Source organism: Terribacillus sp. 7520-G, assembly GCF_002271665.1.
Taxonomy (GTDB): Bacteria; Bacillota; Bacilli; order Bacillales; family Amphibacillaceae; genus Terribacillus.
The window spans coordinates 62,146-78,884 of sequence record NZ_NQFP01000026.1; the positions used below are offsets into that span (position 1 = coordinate 62,146).

General features: G+C 40.7%; 29 protein-coding genes. 4 read left to right on the forward strand and 25 right to left on the reverse strand.

The features are described 5' to 3' along the window. Nucleotides 1–118: 118 nt before the first annotated feature. Nucleotides 119–1,405 (reverse strand): site-specific DNA-methyltransferase, encoded by a 1,287-nt coding sequence (locus CHH53_RS10385; RefSeq protein ID WP_095216063.1) that lies wholly within the window; start codon nt 1,403–1,405, stop codon nt 119–121. A gap of 51 nt (nt 1,406–1,456) precedes the next feature. Here CHH53_RS10385 and CHH53_RS10390 point away from each other — a divergent pair, with 51 nt between their 5' ends. Next, on the forward strand, nt 1,457–2,104 hold the full coding sequence (locus CHH53_RS10390) for a hypothetical protein (RefSeq protein ID WP_095216064.1): 648 nt from the start codon (nt 1,457–1,459) through the stop codon (nt 2,102–2,104). A 15-nt stretch (nt 2,105–2,119) separates the two neighbouring features. On the opposite strand, the gene CHH53_RS17345 is transcribed toward CHH53_RS10390, so the two are convergent. Then, the gene (locus CHH53_RS17345) at nt 2,120–2,287 is read right to left on the reverse strand and encodes a hypothetical protein (RefSeq protein ID WP_158221536.1); all 168 of its coding nucleotides are present in this window, start codon (nt 2,285–2,287) and stop codon (nt 2,120–2,122) included. Between the two features lie 397 nt (nt 2,288–2,684). After that, nucleotides 2,685–2,888, reverse strand: coding sequence for a hypothetical protein (locus tag CHH53_RS10395; protein WP_095216065.1), 204 nt, complete (start codon nt 2,886–2,888; stop codon nt 2,685–2,687). A gap of 257 nt (nt 2,889–3,145) precedes the next feature. Here CHH53_RS10395 and CHH53_RS10400 point away from each other — a divergent pair, with 257 nt between their 5' ends. Beyond that, on the forward strand, nt 3,146–3,634 hold the full coding sequence (locus tag CHH53_RS10400) for a hypothetical protein (protein WP_095216066.1): 489 nt from the start codon (nt 3,146–3,148) through the stop codon (nt 3,632–3,634). A gap of 35 nt (nt 3,635–3,669) precedes the next feature. Here the strand turns inward: CHH53_RS10400 and CHH53_RS10405 are convergent, their stop codons facing one another. The 4 genes from CHH53_RS10405 to CHH53_RS17905 form a co-directional block, all read right to left on the reverse strand. Then, nucleotides 3,670–4,053: an ArpU family phage packaging/lysis transcriptional regulator gene (locus CHH53_RS10405; RefSeq protein ID WP_095216067.1), complete on the reverse strand. Its 384-nt coding sequence runs from the start codon at nt 4,051–4,053 to the stop codon at nt 3,670–3,672. Between the two features lie 21 nt (nt 4,054–4,074). Beyond that, a complete protein-coding gene (locus tag CHH53_RS17350) occupies nt 4,075–4,233 on the reverse strand; it encodes a hypothetical protein (protein ID WP_158221537.1) in 159 nt (52 codons plus the stop codon). 89 nt (nt 4,234–4,322) lie between these two features. Beyond that, nucleotides 4,323–4,520: a hypothetical protein gene (locus CHH53_RS10410; RefSeq protein ID WP_095216068.1), complete on the reverse strand. Its 198-nt coding sequence runs from the start codon at nt 4,518–4,520 to the stop codon at nt 4,323–4,325. Nucleotides 4,521–4,556: 36 nt separating this feature from the next. Further along, nucleotides 4,557–5,117, reverse strand: a complete 561-nt coding sequence (locus CHH53_RS17905) for a DUF3850 domain-containing protein (RefSeq protein WP_369819877.1) — start codon at nt 5,115–5,117, stop codon at nt 4,557–4,559. A gap of 76 nt (nt 5,118–5,193) precedes the next feature. On the opposite strand from CHH53_RS17905, the gene CHH53_RS10420 reads away from it, so the two are divergent. Next, nucleotides 5,194–5,571 (forward strand): YhjD family protein, encoded by a 378-nt coding sequence (locus CHH53_RS10420; RefSeq protein WP_095216069.1) that lies wholly within the window; start codon nt 5,194–5,196, stop codon nt 5,569–5,571. Nucleotides 5,572–5,588: 17 nt separating this feature from the next. Here CHH53_RS10420 and CHH53_RS10425 read toward each other — a convergent pair whose 3' ends face one another. From CHH53_RS10425 to CHH53_RS10505, 18 genes are all read right to left on the reverse strand, one after another. Next, a complete protein-coding gene (locus CHH53_RS10425; RefSeq protein WP_095216070.1) occupies nt 5,589–5,873 on the reverse strand; it encodes a hypothetical protein in 285 nt (94 codons plus the stop codon). Nucleotide 5,874: 1 nt separating this feature from the next. Then, on the reverse strand, nt 5,875–6,405 hold the full coding sequence (locus CHH53_RS10430) for a Holliday junction resolvase RecU (RefSeq protein ID WP_233135029.1): 531 nt from the start codon (nt 6,403–6,405) through the stop codon (nt 5,875–5,877). After that, entirely contained in the window at nt 6,395–6,625 is a 231-nt protein-coding gene (locus CHH53_RS10435; protein ID WP_095216071.1) for a hypothetical protein, read from the reverse strand. Before CHH53_RS10435 ends, CHH53_RS10430 begins: the two co-directional genes overlap by 11 nt. After that, nucleotides 6,622–6,792, reverse strand: coding sequence for a hypothetical protein (locus CHH53_RS17355; RefSeq protein WP_158221538.1), 171 nt, complete (start codon nt 6,790–6,792; stop codon nt 6,622–6,624). The genes CHH53_RS10435 and CHH53_RS17355 overlap by 4 nt, the downstream gene beginning before the upstream one ends. A gap of 22 nt (nt 6,793–6,814) precedes the next feature. After that, nucleotides 6,815–7,018: a hypothetical protein gene (locus tag CHH53_RS10440; protein WP_095216072.1), complete on the reverse strand. Its 204-nt coding sequence runs from the start codon at nt 7,016–7,018 to the stop codon at nt 6,815–6,817. 281 nt (nt 7,019–7,299) lie between these two features. After that, nucleotides 7,300–8,265, reverse strand: coding sequence for a Lin1244/Lin1753 domain-containing protein (locus CHH53_RS10445; RefSeq protein ID WP_095216073.1), 966 nt, complete (start codon nt 8,263–8,265; stop codon nt 7,300–7,302). A 14-nt stretch (nt 8,266–8,279) separates the two neighbouring features. Beyond that, nucleotides 8,280–8,489, reverse strand: a complete 210-nt coding sequence (locus CHH53_RS10450; protein WP_095216074.1) for a hypothetical protein — start codon at nt 8,487–8,489, stop codon at nt 8,280–8,282. After that, complete coding sequence (ssb, locus tag CHH53_RS10455) at nt 8,489–8,944, reverse strand: single-stranded DNA-binding protein (protein ID WP_095216075.1); 456 nt, start codon at nt 8,942–8,944, stop codon at nt 8,489–8,491. The genes CHH53_RS10450 and ssb overlap by 1 nt, the downstream gene beginning before the upstream one ends. A gap of 11 nt (nt 8,945–8,955) precedes the next feature. Beyond that, nucleotides 8,956–9,657 (reverse strand): MBL fold metallo-hydrolase, encoded by a 702-nt coding sequence (locus CHH53_RS10460; protein ID WP_095216076.1) that lies wholly within the window; start codon nt 9,655–9,657, stop codon nt 8,956–8,958. Then, a complete protein-coding gene (locus tag CHH53_RS10465; RefSeq protein WP_095216077.1) occupies nt 9,654–10,565 on the reverse strand; it encodes a recombinase RecT in 912 nt (303 codons plus the stop codon). Before CHH53_RS10465 ends, CHH53_RS10460 begins: the two co-directional genes overlap by 4 nt. Next, nucleotides 10,565–10,846, reverse strand: a complete 282-nt coding sequence (locus tag CHH53_RS10470; protein ID WP_095216078.1) for an AbrB/MazE/SpoVT family DNA-binding domain-containing protein — start codon at nt 10,844–10,846, stop codon at nt 10,565–10,567. The genes CHH53_RS10465 and CHH53_RS10470 overlap by 1 nt, the downstream gene beginning before the upstream one ends. Before the next feature lies 1 nt (nt 10,847). Further along, complete coding sequence (locus CHH53_RS10475) at nt 10,848–12,827, reverse strand: AAA family ATPase (RefSeq protein ID WP_158221539.1); 1,980 nt, start codon at nt 12,825–12,827, stop codon at nt 10,848–10,850. Nucleotides 12,828–12,920: 93 nt separating this feature from the next. Continuing rightward, nucleotides 12,921–13,178, reverse strand: a complete 258-nt coding sequence (locus tag CHH53_RS10480) for a hypothetical protein (protein WP_143594489.1) — start codon at nt 13,176–13,178, stop codon at nt 12,921–12,923. A gap of 187 nt (nt 13,179–13,365) precedes the next feature. Then, nucleotides 13,366–13,668 (reverse strand): hypothetical protein, encoded by a 303-nt coding sequence (locus CHH53_RS10485; RefSeq protein ID WP_095216081.1) that lies wholly within the window; start codon nt 13,666–13,668, stop codon nt 13,366–13,368. A 73-nt stretch (nt 13,669–13,741) separates the two neighbouring features. Continuing rightward, nucleotides 13,742–14,362 carry a helix-turn-helix transcriptional regulator gene (locus tag CHH53_RS10490; protein WP_095216082.1) on the reverse strand — a complete coding sequence of 207 codons (621 nt, stop codon included), beginning with the start codon at nt 14,360–14,362 and terminating at the stop codon, nt 13,742–13,744. Between the two features lie 40 nt (nt 14,363–14,402). Continuing rightward, nucleotides 14,403–14,696 carry a helix-turn-helix domain-containing protein gene (locus CHH53_RS10495; protein ID WP_095216083.1) on the reverse strand — a complete coding sequence of 98 codons (294 nt, stop codon included), beginning with the start codon at nt 14,694–14,696 and terminating at the stop codon, nt 14,403–14,405. 48 nt (nt 14,697–14,744) lie between these two features. Then, the gene (locus CHH53_RS17680; RefSeq protein ID WP_158221540.1) at nt 14,745–15,518 is read right to left on the reverse strand and encodes an antA/AntB antirepressor family protein; all 774 of its coding nucleotides are present in this window, start codon (nt 15,516–15,518) and stop codon (nt 14,745–14,747) included. Nucleotides 15,519–15,660: 142 nt separating this feature from the next. Beyond that, nucleotides 15,661–15,882, reverse strand: a complete 222-nt coding sequence (locus tag CHH53_RS10505) for a helix-turn-helix domain-containing protein (RefSeq protein WP_369819878.1) — start codon at nt 15,880–15,882, stop codon at nt 15,661–15,663. A gap of 154 nt (nt 15,883–16,036) precedes the next feature. On the opposite strand from CHH53_RS10505, the gene CHH53_RS10510 reads away from it, so the two are divergent. Then, nucleotides 16,037–16,426, forward strand: a complete 390-nt coding sequence (locus CHH53_RS10510) for a helix-turn-helix domain-containing protein (RefSeq protein ID WP_095216086.1) — start codon at nt 16,037–16,039, stop codon at nt 16,424–16,426. Nucleotides 16,427–16,739: the final 313 nt, after the last annotated feature.

A 16,739-nucleotide genomic window follows, 5' to 3' on the forward strand; every position in this document is an offset into this window, starting at 1 on the left:
TTAAAATAGGACAAGAGAGCGTGAATGACTTCTACCGTGGCCACGGCTTGTCACGCTCTCAGAGGTTGGGTGTTAATCTAGCCTTTGTATGGAGGGGCGTTACCAGCGTCCCTCTTTTTTATTGTTCTCGTTTTAGCAATACAGGCTTGATACCCGTTGCTTTTTCAAAACGAATCTTAATTGCATCACAGAAATATGGATCAAGTTCTAACATACCGCAATCTCTTCCTAATTGATCACAGCTCATCAAAGTCCAGCCGCTCCCACCAAAGAAGTCGATAACATAATCACCTTTTTTACTGCTGTTTTTAATCGGGATAGCAGCAAGCTCCAACGGCTTTTGAGTAGGATGAATATATTTCGTCACATCCCCTCTCGTAACCTCCCATACTGTTTCAGGTATAGATTCTTCAACCGGTAAACCAGCTCTCCAAACTGTAGTTTGTTTCCTATCCCCATACCAAGCTGGTGTCTTCCCTTTTTTATAAGCATAAAATACAGGTTCGTGCTTGAATCTATATTGAGCCCAATTAAACGTTGCCGCATTCTTTACCCATATACACTGTGAACGTACCACGATCTGGTTGTCATTCATTGCATTTTCAAACTCTCTCTGATACATGAAAGGATGAAAAACATATATTCCGGCACTATCATTCATTACATATTGGTACTCCCTAAACACCGCTATCAAAAATTCGATGAACTGATCATCATCCATATCGTCGTTTAATATCGTTGAATGGCCATCTGTATTTAACCCTTTAGCTTCACTTTCTACAGCAACATTATAGGGAGGATCTGTTACAATAAGATCAGCTTTTCTTTGATTGACTAGCTTTTGGACATCCTCTCTCTTAGTAGCATCTCCGCAAACCAACAAATGCCTTCCTAGCTGCCACACATCACCGTATACAGTATCTGATTCATTTTTCTTTAAATCCTGAACTGTCTCTTCAAAATTAAAATGATCTTCTTCTATGAACTCCTCAGTGTCTTCCTTTACCTGACTAACATATTCATTTATGGATTCTTCATCAAAACCCGTCAACTCTAGATCAATATCAGATGTCTGAAGGTCCGCAAGGAGCAACCCTAATTTTTCCTCATCCCAATCACCACCAATTTTATTAAGCGCAATATTGAGGGCTTTCTCTTTCTCATCTGATAAGTTAACAACTGAAACGAAAACAGCGTCCGGATTTCCTTCCATTAGAATTTTGAATCGCTGATGACCACCTACCAGGTTGCCAGTCGCTTCATTCCAAACTAGCGGCTCGATATAGCCAAACTCTTTTATAGATTTTTTTAATGATTCATATTCCGAATCACCCGGTTGCAGGTCAATACGAGGATTATATGCTGCTGGATTAATACGCGAGGTTTCTATCTGTTTGATTTCCATTAGGCCACTCTCCCAAGTAAAAAAGCACCTACTAATGTAGGCGCTATTGTAATGTTTTTGTGTTTTGGAATTGAAGGCCCGAAGGGCGTAGGTAGAGAAGCATATGCCGCTCCGTCCTGCCTCCCAGTATATCATGAGCCTCCAAGTAAAAATTTATCTATTATATCTAACAAAAGGAAATTTGTACAACTAACTCCTAATCTTTCTAAAAAACTTGACGATATAACAGAAGAGGAGGTGAGTAAAATATATAGATTAGAACGGTGTGTTGAAGTGTGGTTCAATATAGCGGATTTCTACAAACATAAAGTTAACTATTTGATTATATCAATAGTGACTGCTATATTGGCTTATCTTTCAATCACAAAAATAATAAAATTCCCAAAACCAGAGACTTTCTCATCATTTATGAAGTATTACTTTAGTGCTCCAGGAGAATATTTACTGAGTCTCGCGCTAATTTTTCTAACCGCAGTTTCACTCATAATCCTGGGGTTAGCAACGACCACTAACGCCGTAAGGTTATATGAGGAGTTCTACCTGTATTGGTTGATTCCTATGGCTTTATTCGGCACAGCTTTGGTAATTGGAAGCTTCTATTTCCTAAATTACTTCATATTTATGTCATTTGTGCTGGTTGTATTGGGAATTGCTTTTTTTGCTATCACAACTTCGAGCGAATCAAACAGAAGAAGGTGAGCTATGGCTTGCCTTCTATCTTTTTCTCCGAACCCGTCTACCGATCCTCTGATAGGTTTCTCGTCTTACACCCATCAGGTCCTCCACTTCACGTCGCTTATGATCTATAGCAGCTTGAGCAGCAAATTCCTTATCCGACTGCACATTCAATTTGGCAGCCATAATGTCTCTTATTTTCGCCATCCTCTTTCCCCTTTTATTTTCTAAGCACCACCTTATGCTAAACGCTTGTTAATTATTGACTGACCCAATACACCGAGAGGAAAGGCTGAGATTGAGAAGTCAATTCATGATTCAAAGAAATTATAGAATCAACAATTCAACCCCCGACTGATTTGATCGCAACTAATCGAATAATCGATGACCAGTCTAGCTGGCCGCGCGCTCCCAACTCCAGATGCTCCCCTCGTTAACCAGGCATCCTTCACAGTCGTGCAAAATCAGGCGAGTACGTCTTGATAAGGGAAAGGCGCTTCTCCCAGAGGACTTTTTGCCTCTGAGAAAATGTTATAATTTTGCGCACAAAAAAAAGGTACCTAATTTGGTACCTTTTTTGTCCAGAATTTGTTCGCGAGTTTCATCAACTATTCTCTTTTAATTCCAACTCCAACTCTTCTATTTCTAGTTGCCAGGCATCGAGTGTGTGTAGTAGGACTTCTTTTATTACTCTTGGATAATCACTTTTATTCTCGAGCTCAGTCTGTAATTCTGCTCTTTCTGCTTTTAACTTAATTAAAGCTTCTTTCTTTTGATCTTTTGACATGTATTCATAAATTTTACGCATCTTCATATCTCCTTTATATTTCTTATGAAAATCAACTAAAGTATATTTTTTATCGAAATTACTTACAAGTTAGCATATAACTAGGAGTTATTGTCCAAGTCTTTAATAAATATTCACCTTTGAAAAGTTCACATTCCAACTATAGTAATGACCCACCCAGGCCATTAATATCAATTACATATTATGGTATTGAACATTTGTAAGTTTATGGTTACAATTGCACCGAATTACAAATTATGGTGAAAGTAGGGATTTTCATGAAGAAGAAGTTACTGTCTGTTTTAATGGTTTTGACTTTGCTCGCTTCAAGTACTGGTGCCTTGTTTGCTAACTCAGTCCAAGCATCTGCTGCGGTACCAACACAGAGTAACACTACCTCATCTGAGACAACTACTACACACCCTGAACAAACAGAACCAACCATGAGTACTCAAGGTTTCAAAGGATTCCTTGCAAAGACTGCATTGCAGCTTGTTAGAGTTGCAGTAGATAAAGGCGGAGATGTTCTCGCTTATGTCACAAAATGGCTAGATAAGGATGCTGCAAAATATATAACAAACAATAAAAGTAAGATAGCTAACTCTATTAAAAAGGTTGAGAACTGGCTAGACGAAGCTTCAGATGTGACACAAACTACTATAAAGAATAGACTGAACAAAGAATTAAGGGATGCTGGTGTTCCTACTAAATATTCACTTCAGATTGCCGATGCTGTTGCCCGAACGGTTACTTGGTTACTTCTTTAACAAAAAAACGAGATTCTCATAGGAGAGTCTCGTTTTTAGATTATTCCCAGTGCAGTAGCAATCCTGTATAGCGCTGTTCTTTTCTTCTGGTAGTACTTCCCTTTTTTAATTCCTAAATCCATGTATATATTAAGGTCATTGATCTCCTGCGAATTTAAGTACTTCTGATTGATGATTTGCCTTTCGATAAAATCTAGAGATCCATCCAGAGCCCGTTCCATTTGCCGTACTTTAATCTCATTTACACGGTTGTTCTGAAGGAGAGAAGGGAAAAGACTGACCACTCCCTCTTTCTCCCGTTCTCGTTTGTTCTCTATCTGTATTTTTAAGGCCCGGTAATCTTTAAGCTCTTTTATTACAATCTGCTGTACTTCTTTTTCATTTATCTCCGGAAGGAGCGTCAATTGTTCTGCGTTCACTAAAATTCCCCCTTACATTCATCAGACAAAAAATGAAAGTACGACAAAGCCAACAATTGCTGTGATACAGATTGCAGCAAACGGCCATGCCAGAGCAGAGTTATTATTTCGCTCCCCTATTACTCCCCGAGCCATGATTAAAGCTAGAAACATAAGAAAAATAATGATTGCGATTGTCATTCAAACACTCCTCAATAAAAAAGAGCACCAAACAGCAGCGCTTAATACGCTTTCTGTTCAGTGCCCTCGATTTTTTCGACTAGGCTATATTAATCTGCAGTAATTGTGTACTTTGGCTTCCCTATCTTATAGTTCTGGCAAGGTATCTCTATTCTACCGTATTTGGGCAGAGGATACTCAACAATTCCCCCGTCAGTTACAATATAAATTTTACCCGGCTCATCTGCGCTAATAGTGGCTGATCTTGTTTGCATGTCTACTTCCACTTGGCGTTTCACTATTTCCACTCTGTAGCCCCCTGTATTGCTATTATGCTTTTTATTTTATGCAAATCCTCTTGTTTCTCCGTGTTTTGTCCAATATTCACCGTAATTTCCGTATTGATAGATAAAGCCTGTTAGCGGAGTTTCATACCATACATAGATCACTTCCTCATTCAGGCGATATGATTCAAGATACTGCTTAATTTCATTCAGCGTAATGAACTCATACAAGCCGCCTGAATCGTCCGGATCAGCCGTCCATTTGAAATCATCCAGAGGAATGAGCTTATCATCCAAAAAAATCTTTATTTCACCAGGTCCACGGTACAGCACTGTATCCCCTAGTTCTTCGAAAGACTCCTCTGCATTTAGCAAGTCAATCCCAAGAACAACGTATCCTTCTTTCTGCTCGAAATCTGTTATATAGACAATCCTCACATCGGCCTTGATACCTGATTTGAATTCATTTTCTTCCGGATCCCACACATGGAGCGACAATACGTCCCCAACTTGGAAATTCCGATCATTTTTTCGAATTTCGAATGTCTTCGTGCCATTTAAGATATCATTGTAATACTTCTCTAATATTTTTAATTTGTGTCTTTTGCCAATCTGATACATAGCGACACCTCCATAATTTTACTCTTATACAGAACATTTGTTCGTGTTATAATACCACATATAAGGCGGTGATAATATGGACAAAGAAGCAGAAAAGGCTATTCAGCAATTCATTTGCATACCCTATGCTATAAAAGTTGTACAACTCGATATTATTGAGTTTCAAAAACAACCATTCAAACTCAAAAGATTTCATCTGGCTCGATTCGATTTAGCCATAGAGACCTTACAAGCGATGTTCAATACCGTGCGCGAGGAATTATACTCCGAGCACCATTTAAGCGTCACTGTGGCTCGCAGAGAGGCTAACCAAACCATTTTCAGATGTCAGTCTCGCCAGCAAAGGAGCGAATTGATTTATTCCTCCAAAGAACTGAAGCAAATAACCACGGATATACTGATAGATGTCTTTATGAATCTACCTATTCCTCAAAACCTCCCGGCATGGAATTAAACCGTGCCGGGATGATTTCATATTCCAGTCACTACGTAAGATCCGGTTGGATTTTCCGTCATCTCTTTAAAGATCCGGTCAATTGTTTCTCTATTCATATTGAGAATTGTAGTAGATTCGACAACTGCCTCAAATGGCTGCAGGTGATACTGCAATATATCTTTTCTTTCTTCTCTGGTATGATTACCAGTCACCCCATCCAGATAATCCTCACGTGTCATATTGTAATGTGTGGGGCACTCTACAATGGTTGAACACCGGCAGTAGCGACCATTCGGCTGCTGTGCAATAAATCCGCCCATTTTAAGCTACTCCTTCCTCCATCAAATGATCCACTACGGATAAGTAATCCAGCGGCACACCATTGGCGCTTTTTACGCCATACCCATAAACTTGCATCTCATCGATAGGAATTGACTTTCTCCCGCCGTTCGCCGCCTGCTTTATGTAGTGCTGCAGCATCTTATTTGGTATGTAGAATACCTCTCGGGTGATTGTCATCTCAATAATTACAAAGCTGATTGCTCCTACTTTCTCCGCAGCCTCCAAGTATTGGACTTGTGAATCAGAAATATTGTCCAGCGGAAAACTCTTTTTCATCTTCACAGATTTTGCTTCAAACACGATAGATCGGCCTTTGTACGTACCGTCATAATCAACTGTACTTTTATCTGCAAAGACGCATATATATTTATTAGCCGCAGCACTCCGAACAATTTTCATAGGTGTCGGCCTTTTGTTTATTAAAGCTTTTTTCTTAGTCCGATACAGATTGTTTGTGTAATTTAGCAGGTTTTCAAATTCCATCCCGCGTTTCCCGTAGTTAATAGCCAAACTCCTCTTCCTCTCTCATCTTTCGGGTGTAAATTTTGGCTTGATACCCCCGCTCTCTAATATTTAAATGCTCTAATTCTGCTAAACTCAAATCCTTCACAGGTCGATCTCCGTACCAGGTAACTCCAAATCTATTCAGTTCCTCTATCAATACTTTCCTCCGCTCTTTTCTGGCCTTAATCTGTTCAGGTGTAAGTGATACCGCTGCCTGTACGCTCATTTACTTCTCCTTTCCAGTTCTGCCCGAACATTACGTAAAATCTCTTGCTGTTGATTTATATATAATTCAATAGGGTCGCCTGCAGCCATATGCGTTCCGATGCGATAGGCTGCGTCTCTCCCTAATGCCCGCAGTTGCTCTGCAGACAAGGTCTCTAAATCTATCAAATCTTTGGTGCTCCTTATATCTCTATTTCTTTTCCAGCTGGCTGTTGAGGTTAAATACCTCATCGACCAGATATACTTTTTCTTGCTGCAGGTTATCGACCCGCTGCTCAAGCTTGCTTACTTTGTTTTCGGCGTTGATCTGTTGCTCCTTGGCGTTTATGTACAAGAAACTCAGAACTATTACTGAAAACCCCAATAGGATAAACACAAGCTTAATCCGTCCCATTTCATGTTCTTCCTCCCTCACTTAGCTACTTCATTTGTCGAACAAGATGGCTATTTGTCAATCTTTTTAAATTCCCTGATTTCCACAATTTGTTATAATATAAACATTACTTTAAAGGCGGTGTTACTGTGAAAAAGAATTTATTGAAAGTCACCTTGGTCTTTGGATTAGCACTATCATTCGCAACTCCCACATTTGGAAATGAGATTAAGCCATTAATATCTGACTGCGGCGGATCTGGACATCCAGTTCCTTGCTGGATTCACTAAGATTCTCTTTCATCATGCTTGCTTTGCTTTATTGGCGTTAAATTGCCTCAACAGCTCTCCAGCATCGGGCAGATCCTCTACAGGTGTAGCAGCCTTTGCTTGTATCTCCTGTTGCTTCTGTTGCTCAAACCAATCTGGTACGGTTTCAGCAGGACGTTGGTGATATTGACCGTAGTTTTGATATTGATGCTGATTTTGGAATTCCACTTGTTCAGTACGAGCTGCTTCTACAGTGGTGATTCTTTTGCGAGACCATGCAGCTAAAATTCTCTTCGTGTATCCCCAGCTTGGCTTATTCTGGTCAACTGCTCTTTTCATAGCTTCAATTACCAAATCATCACCAAAATCTGCAGTGAAAGTGATAAGTTCTCCAGCAACATGACCAGTAGGAATCCCAATATTTTCTTGATAGAAAACAGCAGCATCCGAAGGAGAAGTAGGAGGAGAGTCAGTTAAAAGATCTTCTACTTCTTTACTTTCCTTTACTTTACTTTCCTTTACTTTACTTTGTGTACTTCTGCTACCATTAACGTCTGCTGAATCGGAGTTTTTGTCTACATTAACTATGGATAAGTTGTTATTAGTGATTGCATTAACGTCAATTAGTAAATATTCGTTGAAAATAACCACACTTTTCCGCCTCGTAGTTGCCTCTAAATATCTCGTTTGAATTCCTTTAGAAGTCAAAATTCCGTACTTCTCAAAAAGGTTATTGTTGAAGAAATCTTCTTCTACGCAGGTGTTAATGACAGCATTAACTACATCTAAGTCGAATAAATTCTTACTGGAAAAGATTTTAGCTTTCCTTTCATCCCACTCTATGTAGTAGCTTTCTTTGTAAATATCCATTAAAAGCTTCACTACAATGGAGAATCCTTGCCAGCCATAATCAGCCTTTACCAGGTAAATCTTGTCGTCTTGATCCATATCAACGTCCATTGGAAAATAATCTAATCCGACTTTTTTAGGTCTTACCATGATGTCTCCTCTCCTCACTTTTTCCTTGCTAACAATGCAATTCTCTGCTGTATATCAATATCTTTCAGTGACCATCCCGGATAGGTTTTTGCAATATATCCGGTGACGTACTCTTCGTACTTCTCAATTTTTTTCTCGCGTTTATCGTCCTTATCATCGCCAGCTGCAGCTCCGTGAGCGGCCAAGCTGTAATAGATGTGTGGAATAACCGCTTTGTACTGCATCAGAAAGGCAGGTCATCATCAGCGATATCGATAGGGTCACCCTTATCTTTGAATGGATCCTGATCATATCCGCTATTAGAAGATTGGCTGCTGTTATTACTGCTTCGACCATTTCCTTGGTTACCTGAATGGCCACCTTTTGTTTCCAAGAACTGCACGCTATCAGCAACAATCTCAGTGACATACACTCTGTTACCTTCCTGGTTATCAAAGCTTCGTGTCTGCACTCGGCCGTCTACACCTACCAAGCTTCCTTTGCCCATGAAGTTCGCTAGATTCTCCGCAGGTCTTCTCCACACCACACAGTTAATGAAGTCTGCTTTCTTCTCACCTGCTTGATTAGAGAAAGGTCGATTAACTGCAAGAGTGAAGTTTGCAACCGCCGCTCCATTCGGCGTATATCTCAAATCCGGATCCTTTGTCAGTCGGCCTACCAATACCACTCTGTTTAACAATCAAATTCCTCCTATGCCACATGCACGATTGTGCCAGTGATCTTTTGTACTTCTTCCTTGAATAGCTTTTCGTTGCTGTTTGAATCGCTCAGATGGAGCAGGTGTACGCTCTGCAGCTTACTAAGGTCATTTGCTTGTAGGAACTCTTTCATATTCTCCAAGCTAAAGTGTGAGCGGATCAGACGTTTCTTCATGGCCGGATGTACGCGACCTTGCTGTATGTTTTTGTTTAAGATATCCATCGAGAAATTGCACTCAACCATTAGATGTGTCAGCCCACTAAAACGATATTTGATGTAATAGGTGTCAGTTGCAAAGAGCAGTTTATCTCCTGCCTCGTTTGCCAGTAGAAATCCTAGCGGTTCCGAAACATCGTGCTGCACATCAAATGCCCTAATGGTCCATGTGCCAATTTTGAACTGCTGTTTTGCTTTCACAATTTTCGGGTGATAGATGTCAGTGTTAATGGCTTCTGCTGTTCCTTGAGACATATAAACCGGTATGCCACGCTTCATGACTTCCGTAACTCCAGCACAGTGATCTTTGTGCTCATGAGTTATCAAGCAACCATGTATCTCAGATACCTTGTAATTGAGAGCCTGTTGTATCGCTTTGTATCTGATGCCGCATTCCAGAAGGAGAGGCGTGCTGCCATCGGTTATCCGATAGCAGTTTCCGGTACTTCCGGTTGCCAGCACCTTTATATCAATCAAAATCCAGGACCGCCTGTTTCTGCTTCCTCATGTTGCTTCTCTTCTTGTATAACACCATCTTCATCTACCGGCTTATGCTCGATAGGAAGCTGTTCAACTGGTTCGGTAACTTCGATGTCGATGAAATCACCATTTGCATTTTCTCTAATTTCTTGCTGAGCCTGAGCCTCTTGTGAGCGATCATCGCTGCCATTGAAATGATTCATAAGCAGGCTACTATCATCGCTGGAGTTAAGGAACTTCTTGCAGGCACGGTTGATGACCGTCTTTTTAGCCATCTCCTGCTTGAATTCATCATGTGTGGACCCTTTCTTCTCAACTGCCTGATCCTTGCCCCAGAACTGTGCTTTACTCCATGCCTGACGGATTTCTTCAATAGTCATAATTTCGTGATAATATTCGTTGTCCGGCAGCGTGATCGTGCAGTATGCACCAATGATTTTCTCTTTATTGATGTTGCCGAACTTCTGCTTGTGGGTTAGGTTTTGTACCCGACCGTTGATCATCTCATAATTAACTTCATCGCCATCATAGATGACCGCTGCATCTATAGCTTTGGCGCCTGTTACTCGCTTCGTAACGGCCATGGTGCCGAAGTATGAGCGTTGGAAAGTCAGCTGGTTACCGTAAACAATGAAGTAACCTTGCTTTTTCGATGGGGAAAGACCCTGCACCACCATGTCAAGTAATGAGTTGGCGATGCTATCCTTCGTGCAGACTTCCAAAGCTGGCTTCTTATTTCGATCCTGTGTGTTTTGCAGAATCAGCCAAGCACTTTTCATGGCATTTTCCGGGCTGTAGGAGGCTGGGAAGTGCAACTCCCCATTCTCCTGAAATTCCTTCACCTTCGTTGCTACAACGTCCACTGTGTCTTTTTTAACTAGTGCCAACTCGTTTGATTTACTCATTAATTGAGCCCTCCTTGATTTTGCTTAATATAATCTCGCGCTGCTGCAATTGCTTCCAGCACTTCATCAGATGCTTGTTTAGCTGCCGCATCCAATTTATCGAGAACTTCTTGTTCTTCACGATCGCGGCCATATCTTCGCAAATACAGCCCTTGTTCGTCTGAAAACATTTCAATAGGCGTGCCGGCCTCCCAGCCGTTAACCTTACGGACTTCTTTTGGAACTACAACTCGCCCTAGTTCATCCATTTTGCGTACAATTCCCAATGCTTTTTTGCCCATTTTATATAGCCTCCTGAAGGTCTTCCGTAACGACACGTAGTTTTGTGTCACCCTTTGAAACTCGTAAGCTGATTACCTGCGAATCTACGTCTATCAACTGCGTGACTGCTTCGCTGTTATCGATAAAGATCGGCACTGTAATTCCGTAGTGCTGGAATAGAGTGTTGATGATATCCAAACCTACATTGATGCACCCTGCATTATTCAGTCCCTCTCCATATGGAATGCCTTTATACATTGTTTTGCAGACTTCCTGAAGCCCACCGTTGATCTGCGACTCGAACAACTTGAAGCGTGCATATTTGAATTTGGAGTTGATTTTGTTTTCCAGAAGATTGACCTTAGCTTTAATGAACTCGTTCGCCAAGAATTCCTGGCCTTCCAATTCCTCATAAGCTGCTGCCAGATCTTGTTGTTCCTGCTCTAGCTCCGCAATCCGATTTTTAATATGATCCACTTGACTAAATTTTGCTAAATCGGCCTGTAGCGCTTTTATCTCTTCCGCTAATTTCTGTTCTTCATCTCTTACTTTTTTCAAGGCAGCCTCCGAGGACTGACGTAGTTCTTGAATATCGCTCTCCAGCTGCTGACGTTGTTTTTGGATCTCTTTATACTCAGGAGTATCTTGAACGTCTGTCGCGGACTCTTCAACCTTCTGGATTTGTGTTTTTAATGAGACAATGCTTTCCTGCTCCAATGACTTAGCTTCCTCATAGCCTTGAATCTCTTCTGACAGAACTTTGATTTTGGTTTTCAAATCTTCGCTTTCAGAAGCTAATTGTTTCCCTTGTTTTTGAATCTCTTCCAGCTTGTACGACTTCTCTTTGTTAAAAGCAGCAAGCGCATCTTCTTTTTGGCTGGCTAGCTTCTCTTCCGGTAATGCCTGGCCACATAGTGAGCAATGCGTATCCTCTTCAAAGTTGAATTCCTTCTTTTTCACGTCGTTCCATTCATTACGGAGCTGTTCCATCACTTGTTCTTTCTTAGTGATATCGCTCTGCATACTTTCGATATCACGTTTAACCCTGCGCTGCTTGTATTCAAAGTTATCCATGTTTTCCTGGTGCCTATTCAACTCACGTCGCAGCTGCAGCACACCATCATGTTCTTTCGCTCTATGAGTATTCACTAAGTCAATCTGCTTGGTCTGCAGTTCTACCAATGCCCGCTGTTTGTTACCAATCTCCACGCCGTTCTGAATACTGTTATACTCTTCACTCTTAGCTGCTCTTTCTTTCTCTAGAAAACCCAACTCCGTTACAATTTCTTCTTTATTTAATCCGGATACGTCCGGCAAAGACCGGTGAGCTTCATCAATTCGAATAGGGATACGATCCAGCTCTTTATTGATGTCTTTTTGTTTGCCTGCAATAATTTTTTTATGATCTTCGATAGAGCGGCCATCCAAGATTTTCTGCAACTTGGCCAGCTTTTCATCCGAAGCAATTACCTCATCATCTGAAATCCCTCCGGCAATCTCCAGTAGCATATTTCTGCGCTCTTTCGGCTTCAGCACAACATTGAAATATGCTGGATTGGTCAACAGTTTAAAAATTTTCTCGTCTATCAATTCGGCAACTTTATCGTTGTATTCTTTCATATTCACAGGAACGCCATCCAGATAGTGATCTGTGGTGTGACCAGTGAACTCAGATGTAACTTGACCACGCTTTTTGGTGTACACTTCTTTATAAACTTTCTTCATGGTTAACTGTTTGCCATCCACCAAGAATGTCACTTCCACTGAATGATCCAGGGCATGTAACTCATTACCTTCTTGATCCTTTGTTTTGATACCGAAGTCTTTTTTGTTCATGCTATCCTTACCAAATAGAACCCATAAAAATGCATCATATATACTGGTTTTTCCAGTAGCATTTTCACCGAACACTTCGGCGTTTTTACCGTCTACAAGTAACTCAAAATGTTTTATTCCTTTGAAATTGGTTAACACTAGCTTTTGTAATCTCAACTTTTTCAAAAAGATTCTCCTCCGCATATTTGCTTTTTATTGAGGCATTCGCTTATACTGTAAATAACAATTTCTTATGCGAATGCCCCTACGATCGGTTCCTCAGGCCGGTCGTTTTTTCATGTTTCTGTACTGCTGCTGGCTGACAATCATCGTAAATTTTAGTCCTTCTCTTTCAAAATGCAGTTGGACCATATCCCCCGCCACAGTGAATACTTCCGGAATGATGTCATAATCCATAACTACCTGATTGAATAACTGTGGGCTTAACATAATTTCATCACCCCACATAGCACTAATTCCTTTGTCATTGGCATCCTTTACAGCCTTTGAAGTTCTGACTAATGTATCAATGTCCATCTTTTTCAACTCCCTTGTTTGTATTAGAGATTTCGGAATCTCCTCGGCGGGAACCAAGAAAATTAGAAAGAGATTCATCGCACCCACCGAGGAAAGCCCGAAGGCTGTTCCTCATTTTGACTAAAAGTGATATAATCGATTTGTGTAACCTGCAAGCGTTAAACAGTGCCCGCTGTTTAGCGCTTTTTTATGTTCTTGATACTGCATCGAGTTCCGCCTCTGTATCTTCCGCATCCATATTCATAATCATTTCGTAAGGGTAGCCGCATTCCAGAAGCATGATCTGGTTGCTAGATATGTTCATTGGCAATAATTTGCTGGATCGCATCACCCAAAGCTTTTCTTTTGTCACGAAGGCTGATTCACTGAGTTTCTCTGATCTATCAATTGCCAGCTGCTCGATTTCCTTTTCAGATGATATAAGCTCTTCATCTAAAACAACGACAACCGATTGTTTCTTCAACACTTCCATTTCTACTAAGTACTTCATTGCGTTACCTCCCACGCTCTTATTAGTCCGTAATACACGAATAGGAATACAAGGATTGCTAAAGTCCAAATCTTCACATCGTGCCAATCATATCGACTCGTTTTATTTGTGCGAGTCTCTCGCTGCTGCGAACTATTACTCCGTCGTTCATGGTTTTTAGCACCCACCTATCTATCACTCCATCCTTATTTATGTTCCAGTTGAGAGCCATGGAGTCCAGCACACATCCCGATGACTGATCCGTATCAACAATCTGAACTGCTAGCTCCTCGATCTCATTTATCTGTGCAGCATCAAATGGCTTATCAGGGCGCGCATCGGCGTATATTTGCAACAGTCTGCGTGTTACATTGATACCTTCTTCTAATTGCTCAAGGTGATTGACGAGCTGACTTGGAAGGTTCCGCACTAATGCAGGATGAGTCGGTGGTAATGCTGTTCCAAAGATGTGGAGGATAGCTTGTTCAGTAGTCCTATCATTTACTGCCCTACACCATTCAAGCGCTAAGTCCAGTGGACAAACAGACACCCCATCTTCAATGTTAGAAAGCCTTGTTTGGCTGATCCCTAACTCCTCTGCCAGCTGCTTTTTCTGCCTCATGTTCGTATTGACAGAGCGCTCCCGGGCAGTTTTTAAAAGCGAAGGTATCGCTGACGGGCGATAGATTGTGGTATAAGTTTTTTTGTTCTCCATTTTGTTCGACTCCTTTACCATTGTGGGTGTGGTTTATACTCTAATTAGCAAGTTGATTTTGCGATTTTTCTTTTATCCATTGTTGCAATCCAATGTATGATATCCGGACTTTACGACCATCTCTAACAGTAGGAAAAGCATCTTGTCGACATAATTCATACACTGTAGATGGCGCGTATCCTAAAATCTCGGCTGCTTCGTTTGGATTTAACAGTTTGTCTCCCTGTGGTGCCATGTGCTCTTCTAGCATAAGCCGGATACTTTCAAGCATTTTTTTGTTTTCTTCTCGCTGGATTTCACGGAATTTTGCTTCCAATGTCTCATCTAAACTCATGTTGTTATTCTCCCTTCATATGAGTAATTGCTCGTCATTTAGGAAGCGTCATAAGGCTTCCTGGAAATCACTTACGTCAATACCGAATTCAATAGCCATCTCTTTTACAACCTGAACGTAAATCTCGACAAGACGTTTCTCTTCTTGAATAACATCCAACTTATTGATCTTGTTGACATATGATTTTGGCATCCCCTTAGCTGCAGCTCGCTGCTTACGATTATTTAATCGAAGTTCCAACTTGCAACCAGCTCGCTTCTCAAAACGTTCATAACTTAAAATTACAACGCTTCGCTGGGGTTCAATGCCTGTCCAATTTCTTGCAATTCGTTTAAGGATGACACTGACCTTTTCTCTCCATCCAACACTGGAAATTGAGACTATGTTAGAAATATTGTCTACTCGACCTTCTAGCTGAGTCATCCGCTGCTCTTGCTGGACTAATTGATTAATGGTGGCTTGCAGAATCTCTAGTTCAGATTTCGGTGCATATGGCTGACGGAGTTTTTTCTCGACCGAGATAAAATACTTTCGTATTGCTCGTCCTTGCTCATTGTTTTCAACCATTGCTATCTCTTTAGCAGTGTCCAAACTGAGGAGATATTCTTGCTTAGGACGGCCACCAAGTGAATCTCCCAATATTGGGAGAAAGTCTTCACCCTTTATGAATCCGTACTTATCAATTCGATCTTGAATCCATGTAGTAAACCTTTTTCCAACCAATAATTGCTCATGTAACTCTCTAGCATTAACGACTTTGTTTCCTTCATTTGTTTCATAAACCGGTAACATCTCATCAGCAACAACCTTTAAATTGTTCAATGAGTGAACCTCCTTTTTTGTTTCGTCTTCACGTACTGCAGAGAACGTCCGATCCTGGCAATGACCTGCATGTATTCTGGTGGGGCTCATATCGTCGCTCCCTCTCGCTTTCAGGCGCTCTGTGCAGTACGTGAACTATTCTTTATGATGTTCTCGATACGAGAACTTTTTCGTCAAAAAAAAGTTCTTCTATAGAGACTCCGAGAACTTTTGCGGCAATTGGAATCTTGTCAGCACTTAAACGTTTTTTGCCAGACTCGATTTCACTTAGCGCAGAAGAATGACTATATCCTAGTTCTTTAGCAAGGTGGACCTGAGTGATACCCTTACTTTGTCTAATTGATTTAATACGTTGACCAATCATCAAATCACCACTTTCTCGTTTCGTGAACTGTAACCCTATTATAAATTCACAAATCGAGAAAATCAATACTTTTATTCTCGTTTTGTGAAATTTATTTCTCGTAGAGTGAATAAATGATAAAATTTAGGAAGAAAAAGCGCTTAGGAGAATGAACATGAGCTTTGGAAATCGCCTTAAAAAAGCACGTGAACGTATGGGATTAAGTCAAAAGTTTGCCGCTGAAAAATTAGGTATAAAAAATAATACCCTCTCTAGCTATGAATCTGATGTAAGACAACCAGATTTAGATATGCTAAAGAAAATATCTGATTTATACGAAGTATCAGTGGACTATCTTGTTAATGGTGATAATACATCCTCTAGGGAGGTAGCCGAAAAAGCATACAATGATCCTGACTTCCAGTATGCAATGCGTAGCCTTCATGGAATGAACCAGGAAAGTAAAGAAGAAGTGCTTAACTTTATTGAGTATATTATGCAACGACAAAAAGGTAGAAAACCTGGTCAAAGGCAGCCTAATCCACCACGTTTCAATAAAGATTAACGTTTCACTATCTTAAAAGGGGAGCATCATGGATATATTTTTTTCTTACTATCTGTAATCTTTATTCTCTTTGTTGTATTAAGCATTTTTAATCCTAAGTGGGGACTTATAAAATTCAAGAGAAAAAAGCGGATTAAGTTAGCATTCACGTATCTTGCTCTAGCAATTATTTCGTTCATATTATTTGGGCTTTCTATCTCCCCAGAAGACAGAGAAAGATATGCAAAAGAAGCTGAGATCGTAGCTCAGGAAAAGGCCGCTGCCAAAGCCGAGGAAGAGAAAAAGGCTAAGGAAGCTGCTTCTAAAGCTGAGG

Bases quoted from the DNA above. Each gene is read 5' to 3' on its own strand.
- CHH53_RS10385 (WP_095216063.1), bottom strand. From the start codon at position 1,405: ATGGAAATCAAACAGATAGAAACCTCGCGTATTAATCCAGCAGCATAT.
- CHH53_RS10390 (WP_095216064.1), top strand. From the start codon at position 1,457: ATGTTTTTGTGTTTTGGAATTGAAGGCCCGAAGGGCGTAGGTAGAGAA.
- CHH53_RS17345 (WP_158221536.1), bottom strand. From the start codon at position 2,287: ATGGCGAAAATAAGAGACATTATGGCTGCCAAATTGAATGTGCAGTCG.
- CHH53_RS10395 (WP_095216065.1), bottom strand. From the start codon at position 2,888: ATGCGTAAAATTTATGAATACATGTCAAAAGATCAAAAGAAAGAAGCT.
- CHH53_RS10400 (WP_095216066.1), top strand. From the start codon at position 3,146: ATGAAGAAGAAGTTACTGTCTGTTTTAATGGTTTTGACTTTGCTCGCT.
- CHH53_RS17350 (WP_158221537.1), bottom strand. From the start codon at position 4,233: ATGACAATCGCAATCATTATTTTTCTTATGTTTCTAGCTTTAATCATG.
- CHH53_RS17905 (WP_369819877.1), bottom strand. From the start codon at position 5,117: ATGTATCAGATTGGCAAAAGACACAAATTAAAAATATTAGAGAAGTAT.
- CHH53_RS10420 (WP_095216069.1), top strand. From the start codon at position 5,194: ATGGACAAAGAAGCAGAAAAGGCTATTCAGCAATTCATTTGCATACCC.
- CHH53_RS10425 (WP_095216070.1), bottom strand. From the start codon at position 5,873: ATGGGCGGATTTATTGCACAGCAGCCGAATGGTCGCTACTGCCGGTGT.
- CHH53_RS10435 (WP_095216071.1), bottom strand. From the start codon at position 6,625: ATGAGCGTACAGGCAGCGGTATCACTTACACCTGAACAGATTAAGGCC.
- CHH53_RS10440 (WP_095216072.1), bottom strand. From the start codon at position 7,018: ATGGGACGGATTAAGCTTGTGTTTATCCTATTGGGGTTTTCAGTAATA.
- CHH53_RS10445 (WP_095216073.1), bottom strand. From the start codon at position 8,265: ATGGTAAGACCTAAAAAAGTCGGATTAGATTATTTTCCAATGGACGTT.
- CHH53_RS10450 (WP_095216074.1), bottom strand. From the start codon at position 8,489: ATGCAGTACAAAGCGGTTATTCCACACATCTATTACAGCTTGGCCGCT.
- CHH53_RS10465 (WP_095216077.1), bottom strand. From the start codon at position 10,565: ATGAGTAAATCAAACGAGTTGGCACTAGTTAAAAAAGACACAGTGGAC.
- CHH53_RS10470 (WP_095216078.1), bottom strand. From the start codon at position 10,846: ATGGGCAAAAAAGCATTGGGAATTGTACGCAAAATGGATGAACTAGGG.
- CHH53_RS10480 (WP_143594489.1), bottom strand. From the start codon at position 13,178: ATGGACATTGATACATTAGTCAGAACTTCAAAGGCTGTAAAGGATGCC.
- CHH53_RS10485 (WP_095216081.1), bottom strand. From the start codon at position 13,668: ATGAAGTACTTAGTAGAAATGGAAGTGTTGAAGAAACAATCGGTTGTC.
- CHH53_RS10490 (WP_095216082.1), bottom strand. From the start codon at position 14,362: ATGGAGAACAAAAAAACTTATACCACAATCTATCGCCCGTCAGCGATA.
- CHH53_RS10495 (WP_095216083.1), bottom strand. From the start codon at position 14,696: ATGAGTTTAGATGAGACATTGGAAGCAAAATTCCGTGAAATCCAGCGA.
- CHH53_RS10505 (WP_369819878.1), bottom strand. From the start codon at position 15,882: ATGATTGGTCAACGTATTAAATCAATTAGACAAAGTAAGGGTATCACT.
- CHH53_RS10510 (WP_095216086.1), top strand. From the start codon at position 16,037: ATGAGCTTTGGAAATCGCCTTAAAAAAGCACGTGAACGTATGGGATTA.